Raw genomic sequence first — 13136 nt, forward strand, 5'->3', positions numbered from 1 at the left:
TGAGCCGCATGCCCACGCTCCTTCTCGTCCGTCACGGGCGCACCACGGCCAACACCGCCGGGATCCTCGCCGGACGCACCGCCGGGGTCCGGCTCGACGACGTCGGGCGCACGCAGGCCGCGCGCACCGGGGAGCGGCTCGCCGCGGTCCCGCTCGCCGCGGTCGTGTCGAGTCCGCTCGAGCGGTGCCGGCAGACGGCGCGGTACCTCCTGGAGCGGCAGGACGGCTCACCGGCGACGCCGATCGAGAAGGGGATCACCGAGTGCGACTACGGCGAGTGGCAGGGGCGCTCGCTCCGGGACCTCGCCAAGGAGCCGATGTGGTCGGTCGTGCAGAACCAGCCGTCGGCGGCGGTGTTCCCCGGGGGTGAGGGTCTGGCCGGGATGCAGGCGCGCTCGGTCGCCGCGATCCGGCGGCACGACGCGGCGGTCGCGGCGGAGCACGGGGCGAACGCGGTGTGGGCGGCGGTCAGCCACGGCGACATCATCAAGGCGGTGCTCGCCGACGCGCTCGGCATGCACCTCGACCTCTTCCAGCGGCTGTCGGTCGGGCCGGCGTCGGTGTCGATCATCCGCTACGGCGCGGGGCGGCCGGACGTGATCGCGATGAACACGGAGGCCGGCGACCTGGGCTGGCTGCGGGCGTCGGCGCCGGCCGAGGCCGAGGCGCCGGTCGGGGGCGGGGCGGGGCACGAGTAGCGGCGCAGAACATCGGCTGAGAGGGGTGGGCCTCGGCTGTGGGGGGAGGGACACCGCTCTCAGCTGATGGTGTGCGGGGTGGATCTCGATACGCCCGCTGCGCGGGCTACTCGATCAGCATGGGGCGACCGCTGCGCGGGCTGCTCGATCAGTGGGAAGGGGCGGCGCCCGCAAGGGCGTCTCCTCGGCGTGCAGGGGCGGGTCAGGCGGGCGCTCGTAGACTGGGGGCATGCCCATCGTGCACGGATTCGACTGGCCGGACCGCGTCGTCGTGGGGACGATCGGCTCCCCCGGCTCCCGCTCCTTCTACCTGCAGGCCCGCACCGGGCCGCGCGTCGTCAGCGTCGGGCTGGAGAAGCAGCAGTCGGCGCTGCTCGCGGAGAAGATCGACGAGATCCTCGACCAGCTGATGTCCGCCGAGGGCAACCCGGCGAGCGTGCCGCCCGGCACTCCGCCCGAGCTCGTCGACAACGAGCCGCTCGACCAGCCGGTGGCCGCCGAGTTCCGCGTCGGCAGCCTCAGCCTCGGCTGGGATCCGTCGACGGCGCAGGTCGTCATCGAGGCGTACCCGGTGGTCGAGGGCGACGACGAGGACGACCTCAGCATCGACGACTCCCCCACGCTGCCCGACGAGATGCTGCAGGTGCTCATCCCGGTCGGCACCGCCCGCGCCTTCGCCAAGCGCACGCTCGAGATCGTCGGCGCCGGCCGTCCGCTCTGCCCGCGCTGCGGCGAGCCGATGGACCCCGACGGGCACGACTGCCCGCTGACATGACCGACGCGTCCGAGCCGGCCGCCGGGCAGCCCGGCATCGAGCTGCCCGCCGACTCCGAGCTGCAGAGCGGCGAGCTGGAGCTGACCGGCCGGATCACGGTCGCCTCGAACGCGACGTTCCTCGGCAGCATCGGCGGCACCTCCGTCGTCTACAAGCCGGTCGCCGGCGAGAAGCCGCTCTGGGACTTCCCGGACGGGCAGCTCGCGGGCCGCGAGGTCTCGGCCTACCTCGCCTCGGAGGCGCTGGGCTGGAACGTCGTGCCGCGCACCTGGCTCCGCGAGGGGCCGCTGGGCGTCGGCATGGTGCAGCTCTGGCAGGACATCGATCCGGAGCAGGACGCCGTCGACCTGGTGCCCGCGGACGCGGTGCCCGAGGGCTGGCGGCACGTCCTCGACGGCAGCGACGCCGAGGACCGCGACATCTCGCTCGTGCACGAGGACTCGGCGGCGCTGCGGCGGATGGCCGTCTTCGACGTCGTGGTCAACAACGCGGACCGCAAGGGCGGTCACGTGCTCGAGATGCCGGGCGGCCACCGCTACGGCGTCGACCACGGGCTGACCTTCCACGTCGAGCACAAGCTGCGGACGGTGCTCTGGGGCTGGGTCGGCGAGCCGCTGACCGAGGGCGAGCTGTCCGCGCTGCAGCGACTGCGCTCGGCGATCGACGGGCCGCTCGGCGCGGCGCTGTCCGAGCTGCTGCTGGACGAGGAGATCGCGACGTTCGCCAAGCGCTGCGACCGGCTCCGCTCCTCCGGCCGCTTCCCGGCACCGCGCGGCAGCATGCCCGCCGTGCCGTGGCCGCTGTTCTAGCCGCGGACGGCGATCCGGGCGCCCGGGAGCACCGGGCGCCCGGACACCCGACGCTCTAGAAGCCCCAGCCGCGGCCGAACAGCTCGTCGCCGGGCGGTCGCCCGCCGGGAGCCGCCCCGCGCGCGCCGAGGTACGACGACACGACGGCCGCACCGAGGTCGTCCGCCTCCGGGTTCACGACCGAGCCGCCGACGCGCCGCGCCAGCGAGTCGATGAAGCGGGCGAGCCCCGGGTCGTCGCCGAGTCGGAAGAACGTGGTGTGCGCGCCGAGGCGGGTGGAGGCGTCGAGCTCGCGGACGGAGACGGCGACGGTCACCGGGTCCGGCGGGTAGTCGAAGTAGATCTGCCCGTCGGGCTCGAGGTGCGCGGTCGGCTCGCCGTCGGTGACGATCAGCAGGACCGGCTGCGCGCTCGGGTGCTTGCGGAAGTGCCGGTTGGCCAGCAGCAGCGCGTGGTGCAGGTTGGTGCCCTTCTCCCACTCCGCATCGAGGCCGACGAGCTGCTCGACCTCCATCACCTCGGCCTGCCGGCCGAACGCGATCAGCTGCAGCTCGTCGCCGCGGAACCGGCTCGAGATCAGGGTGTGCAGGGCGAGCGCGGTGCGCTTCATCGGCACCCAGCGGCCGTCCATCGCCATCGAGAACGAGGTGTCGACGAGGAGGGCGACGCAGGCCTGGGTCCGCGTCTCCGTCTCCTGCACCTCGACGTCGCCGATCTCGATCCGGACGCCGGAGCCGGTCTCGCGGCCCTCGCCGGCGGTCCGGGTCAGCGCGTTGGTGAGGGTGCGGGTGACGTCCCACGCCTCGGTGTCGCCGAACTCCCACTGCCGGGTCGCGCCGGAGCGCTCGCCCGCGGCGCCGGCCCGGCGCACGTCGCGCGCGCCCTGGCGGCCGGACATCGTGTCGGCGATGTCGCGCAGCAGCGCCTTGCCGAGCTGGCGCATGGCCTTCGGAGTGAGGGTGAGCGCGCCGTCCGAGCCGCGGCGCAGGGTCCCGGAGTCGCGCAGCGCCTTCTCGAGGCGCTTGAGGGTCTGCGCGTCGACCGCCGCGTCGTCGCCGAGGCGGCGGGCGAGCAGGTCGAGGTCGAGGTCGTCGAGGTTCGAGCGCTCGTGCGGCTGCGCGAGCTGGTCGGCGAGCGCGTCGAGGTCGGCGAGCTCCTGGAAGACGCCGGTGCCGTCGCCGAGGCCGAGGCCCTGCTCGCCGTCCATCCGCTCGGAGCCGCCCCAGTCCTCGCCGGGGCGCAGGCCCCGCAGGGTCTCGTCCAGCTGCCCGAGCGACTGCATCAGCTCGGGCGTGCCGAAGGCCTGCTGCGCGAGGGCGTCGAGCTCGTCGCGCTGCTGCTGGGTCATCGAGTTGCGCATCCGCTGGGCCGCGGCGGCGCGGGCGGCCAGGGCGTCGATCAGCTCGTCGACGGTCTCGGGCCGCTCGGGGAAGTACTCGCCGTGCTGCGCCATGAAGGCGTCGAACTGCTCGGGGGTGTCCTCGCCGCGGGCGTGCGCCTCGAGGAGCTGGTTGAGGTCGCGGAGCATCGCGTCGATCGCCGCGCGGTCCTCGTCGCTCGCGTTCTCGAGGGCCTGCTTCATGCCCTCGAAGCGCTGCTCGAGCATCTCGGCGCCGAGCAGCTCCTTGATCTTCTCGAAGTCGGCGCGCGCCTCCGGGCTCTGCCAGCGGTAGTCCGAGAGCTCGGAGACCGCGGCGGCGGGCGAGGGCGGGAGGCTGTCGAGCTGGATCTCGGCGAGGGCGCGGTCGCCGTCGTCCATCTGCGTGTCGCGGGCGAGCTGCTTGCGCTCGGCGAGGACGGCGCGGTCGAGCAGCTCGCGGACCTCGCGGAGGGTGCCGTCGAGGCCGTGGTTCTGCGTCAGCTCGCGCCGGCGCTCGGCGACGCGGGCGGCGAGGTCGTCGAGACCCTGGCCGTCGCGGCCGCCGCGGCGGAGGAACTCGCGCATCGCGCGCTCGGGCGAGGTGCCCGCCATGACGTCCTCGCCGATGGCGTCGAGCGCCTCGGCCAGGTCGACGGGCGGGGCGAGCGGGTCGGGACCGCCGTCGTAGCGGGAGTAGCGGGCGTCGCGCCCGAGGCGGCGGTTGCCCCTAGGCACCTGCGGGCCCTCCGGGCAGCGGGAAGCCGGCGGACAGCGGGAGGCCGATGGCCAGCGGCTCAGCCATAGACGGCCTCGCCCCCGCCCGTCTCCTTGCTGAGCTTGCGGGAGAGGTAGAGGCCCTCGAGCGCGAGCTCGACGGCGCCCGCGCGGCGGCCCGCGCCGACGGCCTCGAGGCGGTCGGCGATGTCGTCGTAGAGGGTCGACTCACCGAGGACGGGCAGGGCCGCGAGGAACTCCTCGGCCGTCACCTGCTCGCCCGTGGTGATCATTGCACCGTTCTCCACTGCGGTGACGAGCGGGGTGAGGTCCAGCCCGCGCAGGTGCGCGCGGACCGTCTCGGCGGTGGCCTGGCGGAGGAGGTGGTCGAGGATCTCGTCCTCGCGGCCCTCCTCGCCCGACTCGAACTCGATCTTGCCGCCGAGGACGTCGACCGCGGTCTCGAGGTCGATCGGGCGGGCGACCGCCTCCTCCTCACCGCGCCGGGTGGCCCGGTGCAGCGCGGCGGCGGCGATGGTCTCCGCGCCGGCGATGGCGAAGCGGGCGCTCACTCCGCTGCGCTGGTCGACCGAGGACGACTCGCGCAGGGCCCGGGTGAAGCGGGCGAGGATCTCGATCAGCGCGTCCGGGACGGTGGCGACGAGGTCGGCCTCCTGGCGGATCACGGCGATCTCGTCGACGAGCGCGGTCGGGTAGTGGGTGCGGATCTCGGCGCCGAAGCGGTCCTTCAGCGGGGTGATGATCCGGCCGCGGTTCGTGTAGTCCTCGGGGTTGGCGCTGGCGACGACGAGGACGTCGAGCGGGAGCCGCAGGACGTAGCCGCGGATCTGGATGTCGCGCTCCTCCATCACGTTGAGCATCGCGACCTGGATGCGCTCGGCGAGGTCGGGCAGCTCGTTGATCGCGACGATGCCGCGGTGGCTGCGCGGGATGAGGCCGAAGTGGATGGTCTCCGGGTCGCCGAGGCTGCGGCCCTCGGCCACCTTCATCGGGTCGACGTCGCCGATGAGGTCGGCGACGCTCGTGTCCGGCGTGGCCAGCTTCTCGACGTAGCGCTCCTCGCGGCTGCGCCAGGCGACGGGCAGCTCGTCGCCGAGCTCGTCCGCTCGGCGCCTGCTGATCGAGGTGATCGGCTCGTAGGGGTGCTCGCCGAGCTCGGAGCCGTCGATGACGGGGGTCCACTCGTCGAGCAAGCCGTTGAGCGTGCGGAGGAGGCGGGTCTTGCCCTGGCCGCGCTCGCCGAGGAGCACGATGTCGTGCCCGGCGATCACCGCCCGCTCGACCTGGGGGATGACGGTGTCCTGGAAGCCGTGCAGGCCGGGCCAGGGGTCGCGGCCCTCGCGGAGGGCGTCGAGGAGGTTGTCGCGGATCTCGGTGCGGAGGGTCTTCTGCGCGTGCCCGGAGGCGCGCAGCTGGCCGAGGGTGCTGATCTGGGGGCGCATCACCTCTGCAACGCTACGCCGCGGGTCCGACATGCGGTGGGGGTGCGCGGGATCCGTCGGGGTGCTAGCGGTGAGCGCGGCAGCGGCTGAGAGGGCTCGAAGGTTCGGCGGGCAGCCTGGGGGGATGACCGGTCCCGTCCTCCGCTCGGCCCTCGTCGGCGCGACGCTCGCGCTCGGCGTGGGGCTCGCCTCCTGCAGCACGACTCCCGCCGCTCCCGGCCCCGAGGCGCGCGAGCTCGTCGGCGCGAGCAGTGTCGCGGAGGGGCTCGAGGCGCCGTGGTCGGTCGCGTTCGTCGACGACGGCACGGCGCTCGTCAGCGAGCGGGACAGCGGACGGGTGCTCGAGCTGGCGGACGACGGCGAGGCGCGCGAGGTGGGCGTCGTCGACGGCGTGGTCGCCGAGGGCGAGAGCGGGCTGCTCGGGCTGGCCGTCGACGGACGGACGCTGTTCGCCTACTCGACCGCGGCCGACGGCAACCGGATCCAGCGGTTCGCGCTCGAGGGCGAGGCCGGGTCGTACGCGGTCGGCGAGCCGGAGACGATCCTCGACGGCATCCCGGCCGCGCGCACCCACGACGGCGGCCGGATCGCGATCGGCCCCGACGGGATGCTCTACGCGACCGTCGGCGACGCCGGGCGGCGCGAGGCGGCGCAGGACCTGGGCGAGCTCTCCGGCAAGATCCTCCGGATGACGCTCGACGGCGCCGTGCCCGAGGACAACCCGTACCCGGGGTCGCTGGTCTGGAGCAGCGGGCACCGCAATCCGCAGGGCCTGGCCTGGGCGGAGGACGGCACGCTCTTCGCGAGCGAGTTCGGGCAGGACACCTGGGACGAGCTGAACGTGATCGAGCCGGGCGCGAACTACGGCTGGCCAGAGGTCGAGGGGATCGCCGGCGAGGACGGCTTCGTCGATCCGGTGCAGCAGTGGGAGCCGGGCGCGGCCAGCCCGAGCGGGATGACCGAGCTGGACGGCGTGCTCTACCTGGCGAATCTGCGCGGCGAGGTGCTGCGCGCGGTGCCGGTCGCGGATCCGTCGGTCTCGACCGACTACGCCGTCGGCGAGTACGGCCGGCTGCGCGACGCGGTGGCGGCGCCGGACGGCGACCTGTGGTTCGTGACGAGCAACACGGACGGACGCGGGTCGCCGGGCGAGGAGGACGACCGGATCGTGAGCGTGCCGCCGCCGGCGTGACGCGCGCGCGACGTCCCGCTCCCGTCGAGGCGTCCGGGTGCTGCGGGACGCCTCGACGGTTCGAGGACGCCTCGGCGGGCGCCTCAGGCGCCGGGGGTCAGCAGGCCGCTCTCGTAGGCGGCGATGACGAGCTGGGCGCGGTCGTGGGCCGAGAGCTTGGTCATGATGCGGTTGACGTGGGTCTTGGCGGTGTGCGGGGAGATGACGAGGTCGTCCGCGATCTCCTGGTTGGAGCGGCCGCGCGCGACGAGCAGCAGGACCTCGCGCTCGCGGTCGGTCAGCTGGGCGAACTCCGGCGGCTCGACGAGCGGCGGCGACGCCTGGGGCGCGAGGACGTAGCGGGTGATCAGGCTGCGGGTCGCGGCGGGCGAGAGGAGGCTGTCGCCCGCGTGCACGGCGCGGACGGCGGCGGCGATCTCCTCCGGCTCGGCGCCCTTGCCGAGGAAGCCGCCGGCACCCGCGCGCAGGGCGGCGATCAGGTACTCGTCCTCCTCGAAGGTCGTGAGGATGAGGACCTTCGTCGCCGCGAGCTCCGGGTCGGCGCAGATCAGGGCGGTGGCGCCGATGCCGTCGAGCTCGGGCATGCGGATGTCCATCAGGACGACGTCCGGGCGCAGGCGGGTCGCCAGTTCGACCGCCTCGCGGCCGGTGCGCGCCTCGCCGACGACCTCGATGCCGCTCTCGCTGCTCAGGATGTCGGTGACGGCCTGGCGGATCAGGGGCTGGTCGTCGACGACGAGGACGGTGGTCATCGCGGGTCCTCCTCCGGAGACGGCATCGACGGGGACGGCATCGGCGCGGTCGGGGATGCCTGCGGGAGCGACGCCGACGGCCCGACCGCCGACTGCGGCAGCGGCAGCGACGCCGCCACCCGGTAGCCGCCCGGTGTCGCTCCCGTCACCACCGTGCCGCGGACGGAGGCCACGCGCTCGCGGAGGCCGAGCAGCCCGTGCCCGCTGCCGCGCTCGGGGTCCGGACCCGCGACGGCCGCGACCGGGTTCGCCACGACGATCTCGACGCGCTCGTCCGCCACCGCGACGAGGACGTGCGCGCGGTGCTCGGCACCGTGCTTGTGGGCGTTGGTGAGCGCCTCCTGGACCACGCGGTAGGCGACGAGATCGGCCGCCCCCTGGATGCGGTCGAGCGTGCCCTCGGTGCGGACGGTGATCTGCAGGCCGTCCTCGCCGAAGCGGCGGACGAGCTCGTCGAGCCGGTCGAGGCCGGGCTGCGGAGCCGTGCCGGCCGCCTCGTCGGTGCGGAGGACCTCGAGGAGGTCGCCGATCTCGCCGAGGACCGATCGCGCCGCGCTGCGGATCGTGCTGAGCGCCTCGCGCGCCTTCTCGGGCCGGGAGTCGAGGGCGGAGCTCGCGACCCCGGCGTTCAGGCTGATCACCGAGATCTGGTGCGCGACGGCGTCGTGCAGGTCGCGGGCGATGCGCAGCCGCTCCTCGCTGACGCGGCGCCGCGCCTCCGACTCCCGGGTCTGCTCGGCCCGCTCGGCACGCTCCGTCACCGCGACGATGTACTCGCGGCGCGAGCGCGTCGCGTCGCCGGCGGCCGCCGCGAAGAGCACCGTGACGGCGTACTGCACGGCCCGGGCGTCGAGCGGGCTCACCGCCGCGCCGACCACGCTCAGGAGCACCACCGCGACCACCGTGACCCCGGTCACGACGAGACCGATCCGGCGGGAGCTGCGGTTCGTCACCGCGAACATCGCGATCGCCGTCGCGAGGACGACGCCCGGCGCGAGCAGGCCGAGGACCGCCGCGGCGGCCGACAGCACGACGATCGCCGCGAGCACCGGGATCGGCCGGCGCCGCCGCAGCGGCAGCAGGACCGCCGGCGCGAGCACGATCGCGAACTCGAGCAGACCCGACGGCCGCTGAGCGGACCCCTGGAACGGCGCGAACGCCGCGGCGACGATGATCGCGGCCGCGAGGGCGTCGCCGAGCCACGACCGCAGCCGCGGGTGGGCCTGCATCCGCGGCGTCATCCCCACATCCTGGCGGAGTGCGCGCACCGCGGCGTCACCCCGCCGCGGTGCTCCGCCTACCGCGACCGCGGTACGGCGGGGACACCCTGCGAGGGACGCGCGATCGGGCGGCGCCGCTCAGGCTGGAGGGGCCGCTCCGGAACCCGCCGGGCGGCGGAGGGAGTCCCATGAGCACGCCCATCATCTCGGTGAGAGACGTCCGCAGGTCGTACGGCCGAGGCCAGAACCGCTTCGAGGCGCTGAAGGGCGTGAGCTTCGACATCCAGGAGGGCGAGAGCGTCGCCATCGTCGGCAAGAGCGGCTCGGGCAAGTCGACCCTGATGCACCTGCTCGCGCTGCTCGACGCCCCCAGCACCGGCGTGGTCGAGCTCGAGGGAGTGGACACCAGCACGCTCAAGGGGCGCCGGCTCGACGTCACCCGCAACCGCACCTTCGGCTTCGTGTTCCAGCAGTTCTTCCTCACGCCGAACGCGTCGGTGCTCGACAACGTGGTGCTGCCGATGAAGATCGCCGGGATCGGCCGGGCGGAGCGCAAGCGCCGCGGCCTCGCCGCGCTGGCCCAGCTCGAGCTCGACGACAAGGCCGGCAGCAGGGCCGTCGACCTCTCCGGCGGACAGAAGCAGCGGACGGTCATCGCCCGCGCGCTCGTCAACAACCCGCGCATCCTGTTCGCGGACGAGCCGACCGGCAACCTGGACACGACGACCGGCGGGGTGGTCGAGGACATCCTCTTCGCGCTCAACCGCGAGAACGGCATCACCCTGATCGTGGTCACCCATGACGAGGAGCTGGCCGCGCGCTGCGACCGGCGCCTGATGATCCGCGACGGCCTGCTGGTCGAGGACTCCGCGGCGGTGGCAGCATGAAGGCCGTCGACCTGATCGGGACCGCGATCGCCAACACCTTCCGCTCCCGGACGCGCACGCTCTTGACGATCCTCGCGATCTTCGTCGGCGCGTTCACACTGACCCTCACCAACGGGCTCGGCACCGGCATCAACGCCTACATCGACGACACGGTCGACGGAGTCGGCGCCTCGGACGTGATGACCGTGTCGAAGACCTCCGAGTCGGCGACGGGCCTGGGCTCCGGGCCGGTCGAGTACGACCCCGACGCGGTCGCGAGCGGGGCGGCGGGGCCTCCCGGGCAGACCGTCGTCGCGCTGACCCCGGCCGACCTCGACACGCTCGCCGGGGTCGAGGGCGTGCTCGACGTGCAGGCGGTGAAGTCGATCTCGGCCGACTACGTGGCCGCCGGCGACGACGGCGCGAAGTACGTGATCGGGATCGGGAGCCTCGTGGAGGGGCAGACCGTCCAGCTCGCCGCGGGGGCCGGCCTCGACGACGCGTCGACGCAGCTCCAGGCGGTGCTGCCGGTGTCGTACGTCGAGCCGCTCGGCTTCGCGGACGACGCGGCCGCCGTCGGGACGACGCTGTCGATCGGCATCACCGACGCGCAGCGGACGCCGCACGTGGTCGAGGCGACGATCGTCGGCGTCGCGGAGGAGAGCATCGCGGGAGCGGGCGGAGGCCTCGTCACCAACGACGCGCTCACCGACGCGCTGTTCACGACCCAGAGCATCGGCGTGCCGGCGGACCAGGTCGACCGCTTCGCCCAGGCGAGCGTGCGCTTCGACGCGGCGGCGGACGACGAGCAGGTCACCGCACTGAAGGACCGCCTCGCGGACGCCGGCTACACCGGCACCACGGTCGCGGACCAGCTGGGCACGATCAAGGCCGTCGTCGACGGGATCGTGCTGGTGCTCAACGCCTTCGCGGTGATCGCGCTGCTGGCGGCGAGCTTCGGCATCGTCAACACGCTGCTGATGAGCGTGCAGGAGCGGACCCGCGAGATCGGCCTGATGAAGGCGATGGGCATGGGCAGCGGACGCGTGTTCGCGCTCTTCAGCATCGAGGCGGCGTTCATCGGCTTCCTCGGCAGCGCGATCGGCGCGCTGCTGGCGGTGGCGGCGGGGACCGGGCTGAGCGGGGTGCTCTCGGGCTCGCTGCTCTCGGACCTGCCCGGGCTGACCCTGATCGCGTTCGACCCGGTGTCGATCCTGACGGTGGTGCTCGTGGTGATGGTGATCGCGTTCGTGGCGGGGACGCTGCCGGCCGCGCGGGCGGCACGGGCGGATCCGGTGCAGTCGCTGCGCTACGAGTAGCACTCCGGGGCCTGCCGCTGCAGAACGTCGGCTGAACGTGCGGCTCATCGCTCAGGGGCGATGAGGAAGCGTCTCAGCCGATGTTCTGCGTCCGTCAGCGGCCTCCGGCTCCGCTGCCCTCGGCTGCGCTGCCCTCGTACTCCGCGTCGGTGATGTGCTCGGCCCAGGCCGTGGTCGTCGACGGGTCGTCGGCGGCCTCGAGCACGGCGAGGTGCTCCATGAAGACGCCGGGCGCGGAGGCGTGCCAGTGCTCCTCGCCGGGCGGGGTGTAGAGGGTCTGGCCGGCGTGCACCTCGAGGATCGTGCCGTCGCGTCCGCCGAAGCGGGCGACGCCCGAGGTCACGTGCAGGTACTGGCCGCGGGCGTGCGAGTGCCAGGCGGTGCGCGCGCCGGGGGCGAAGCGCACCCGGGCCATCGTGGTGCGCTGCTCGGCGTCGTGCGGCACGACGATGGTGTCGAGCCAGACGTCGCCGGCGAACTGCTCGGGCGGGTTCTTGACGGTGGGGGTCGTCGGTTCGATGTTCACGGGGTCCTTCTTCCGGGACGGACGGGCGGGGCGGGCTGGCGTCTCCGTCGCCACGCTAGGCCGGAGTCGGAGCACGGGACAGGCCCTGGCGGTACACGTTCCGGCAGGGCCTCGCTCGCGCGTGCACAGCGGTGTGGAGTGGTCGGGATCCCCCTTCCCCCAGCCCCGAGGAGACCCCGTGCCCGAGACCACCCCCAGCCCGCTCCGCGCCACCATCGGCGACCTCGCTCCGAAGATCGTCCAGCTCACCGAGGACGTGCTCTTCGGCGACGTGTGGGAGCGCCCCGAGCTCGCCAAGCGCGACCGCAGTCTGCTCACGCTCTCCTCGCTGCTCACCGGCGGGAGCACGGTGCAGCTCGACGCGCACATCCGCATCGGCCGCGACAACGGACTGACCGAGGCCGAGATCGTCGAGGCGTTCACCCACCTCGCCTTCTACGCCGGCTGGCCCAAGGCGCTCTCGGCGATCGACGTCGCGAAGCGCGTCTTCGCGGAATGAGCACGCGCCGCAGCACGCGCCGCAGCACGCGCCGCTCCGTCTCGGAGCCGCTCGTAGGGTGGTCCCGGAACGACCTCGACGAGCGGAGACGACGATGACGAACGCGCAGGACGACGAGCGCCGCCAGGCGGTGGCGGGGCCGACCCGCTTCTTCGGCGACGAGGCGTTCGAGGACGACGGCGGCACGACGCTCCGCTGGCTCGGCATGGCCGGGTTCCTGCTCACCTCGCGCGGCACCTCGCTGATGATCGATCCGCTGCTCGGCGGCTTCGACATGCCGGTGCTGATCGACTTCCCAATCGCCGCCATCGCCGTGCCGCGGCTGGACGCGGTGCTGGTGACGCACAGCGACAACGACCACTTCAGCCGGCCGACCTGCCGCGAACTCGCGCCGGTGACGACCGCGTTCCACTCGACGCGGTACGTCGCGTCGGAGATGACCGCCGAGGGGCTGCCGGCCCACGGGCACGGGATCGACGACGCGTTCGAGGTCGGCGGTGTGAGCGTCCGGCTCACCCCGGCCGACCACGCCTGGCAGAACGCGTTCCCCGAGCCGGGGCAGCGCTTCTTCGAGGAGGAGGACGCCTGCGGCTTCTGGCTCGAGACGCCGGACGGCACGGTCTGGGCGCCGGGCGACTCGCGGCTGATCCGCGAGCACCACCTGACCGGGCCGAGCCCCGACGTGATGCTCTTCGACTTCTCGGACAGCGAGTGGCACTTCACCTTCGAGGGCGCGATCGAGATGGCGGACGCGCATCCGACGTCGCAGCTGCTGCTGCACCACTGGGGCTCGGTGGACTCGCCGGACTTCGCGCCGTTCAACGGCGACCCGGCCGACGTGCTGCGGGCGGTGACGCATCCGGAGCGGGTGCACGTGCTCGCTCCTGGCGAGCCCTTCCGGCTGGGCTGAGAGGCCGGGCTGGGCTGGGCTGAGGAGTCCGGC

At 73.7% G+C, this 13136-nt stretch carries 13 protein-coding genes; 8 read left to right on the plus strand and 5 right to left on the minus strand.

Going from position 1 to position 13136, the window contains the following annotated elements; all coding sequences use genetic code 11:
* The first annotated feature begins 8 nt into the window (after window positions 1-8).
* The 3 genes from MT350_RS13185 (at window position 9) to MT350_RS13195 (ending at window position 2282) form a co-directional block, all read left to right on the plus strand.
* Complete coding sequence (locus MT350_RS13185; RefSeq protein WP_243598124.1) at window positions 9-698, plus strand: histidine phosphatase family protein; 690 nt, start codon at window positions 9-11, stop codon at window positions 696-698.
* A gap of 229 nt (window positions 699-927) precedes the next feature.
* Entirely contained in the window at window positions 928-1473 is a 546-nt protein-coding gene (locus MT350_RS13190) for a DUF3090 domain-containing protein (RefSeq protein WP_243616074.1), read from the plus strand.
* Window positions 1470-2282 (plus strand): SCO1664 family protein, encoded by an 813-nt coding sequence (locus MT350_RS13195; protein ID WP_243616075.1) that lies wholly within the window; start codon window positions 1470-1472, stop codon window positions 2280-2282. The genes MT350_RS13190 and MT350_RS13195 overlap by 4 nt, the downstream gene beginning before the upstream one ends.
* 55 nt (window positions 2283-2337) lie before the next feature.
* On the opposite strand, the gene MT350_RS13200 is transcribed toward MT350_RS13195, so the two are convergent.
* Together MT350_RS13200 and MT350_RS13205 are read right to left on the minus strand one after the other, a co-directional pair.
* Complete coding sequence (locus tag MT350_RS13200) at window positions 2338-4377, minus strand: VWA domain-containing protein (protein WP_243616076.1); 2040 nt, start codon at window positions 4375-4377, stop codon at window positions 2338-2340.
* A gap of 59 nt (window positions 4378-4436) precedes the next feature.
* Complete coding sequence (locus MT350_RS13205; protein WP_243616214.1) at window positions 4437-5819, minus strand: magnesium chelatase; 1383 nt, start codon at window positions 5817-5819, stop codon at window positions 4437-4439.
* 124 nt (window positions 5820-5943) lie between these two features.
* Here MT350_RS13205 and MT350_RS13210 point away from each other — a divergent pair, with 124 nt between their 5' ends.
* On the plus strand, window positions 5944-7011 hold the full coding sequence (locus tag MT350_RS13210) for a sorbosone dehydrogenase family protein (RefSeq protein ID WP_243616077.1): 1068 nt from the start codon (window positions 5944-5946) through the stop codon (window positions 7009-7011).
* Between the two features lie 83 nt (window positions 7012-7094).
* Here the strand turns inward: MT350_RS13210 and MT350_RS13215 are convergent, their stop codons facing one another.
* Together MT350_RS13215 and MT350_RS13220 are read right to left on the minus strand one after the other, a co-directional pair.
* A complete protein-coding gene (locus tag MT350_RS13215; RefSeq protein WP_123736589.1) occupies window positions 7095-7763 on the minus strand; it encodes a response regulator transcription factor in 669 nt (222 codons plus the stop codon).
* Entirely contained in the window at window positions 7760-9004 is a 1245-nt protein-coding gene (locus MT350_RS13220; RefSeq protein WP_243616078.1) for a sensor histidine kinase, read from the minus strand. The genes MT350_RS13215 and MT350_RS13220 overlap by 4 nt, the downstream gene beginning before the upstream one ends.
* Window positions 9005-9171: 167 nt before the next feature.
* Between MT350_RS13220 and MT350_RS13225 the strand changes: the two genes are divergently transcribed.
* Together MT350_RS13225 and MT350_RS13230 are read left to right on the plus strand one after the other, a co-directional pair.
* Complete coding sequence (locus tag MT350_RS13225; RefSeq protein ID WP_123446839.1) at window positions 9172-9870, plus strand: ABC transporter ATP-binding protein; 699 nt, start codon at window positions 9172-9174, stop codon at window positions 9868-9870.
* Window positions 9867-11168 carry an ABC transporter permease gene (locus tag MT350_RS13230; RefSeq protein ID WP_243616079.1) on the plus strand — a complete coding sequence of 434 codons (1302 nt, stop codon included), beginning with the start codon at window positions 9867-9869 and terminating at the stop codon, window positions 11166-11168. Before MT350_RS13225 ends, MT350_RS13230 begins: the two co-directional genes overlap by 4 nt.
* Window positions 11169-11262: 94 nt before the next feature.
* Here the strand turns inward: MT350_RS13230 and MT350_RS13235 are convergent, their stop codons facing one another.
* On the minus strand, window positions 11263-11694 hold the full coding sequence (locus tag MT350_RS13235) for a cupin domain-containing protein (protein ID WP_243616080.1): 432 nt from the start codon (window positions 11692-11694) through the stop codon (window positions 11263-11265).
* A 178-nt stretch (window positions 11695-11872) separates the two neighbouring features.
* On the opposite strand from MT350_RS13235, the gene MT350_RS13240 reads away from it, so the two are divergent.
* Together MT350_RS13240 and MT350_RS13245 are read left to right on the plus strand one after the other, a co-directional pair.
* Window positions 11873-12193: a carboxymuconolactone decarboxylase family protein gene (locus tag MT350_RS13240; RefSeq protein ID WP_123705558.1), complete on the plus strand. Its 321-nt coding sequence runs from the start codon at window positions 11873-11875 to the stop codon at window positions 12191-12193.
* A gap of 94 nt (window positions 12194-12287) precedes the next feature.
* On the plus strand, window positions 12288-13103 hold the full coding sequence (locus tag MT350_RS13245) for an MBL fold metallo-hydrolase (RefSeq protein WP_243616081.1): 816 nt from the start codon (window positions 12288-12290) through the stop codon (window positions 13101-13103).
* Window positions 13104-13136: the final 33 nt, after the last annotated feature.

The organism is Rathayibacter sp. VKM Ac-2928 (assembly GCF_022815545.1).
Lineage (GTDB): Bacteria > Actinomycetota > Actinomycetes > Actinomycetales > Microbacteriaceae > Rathayibacter > Rathayibacter festucae.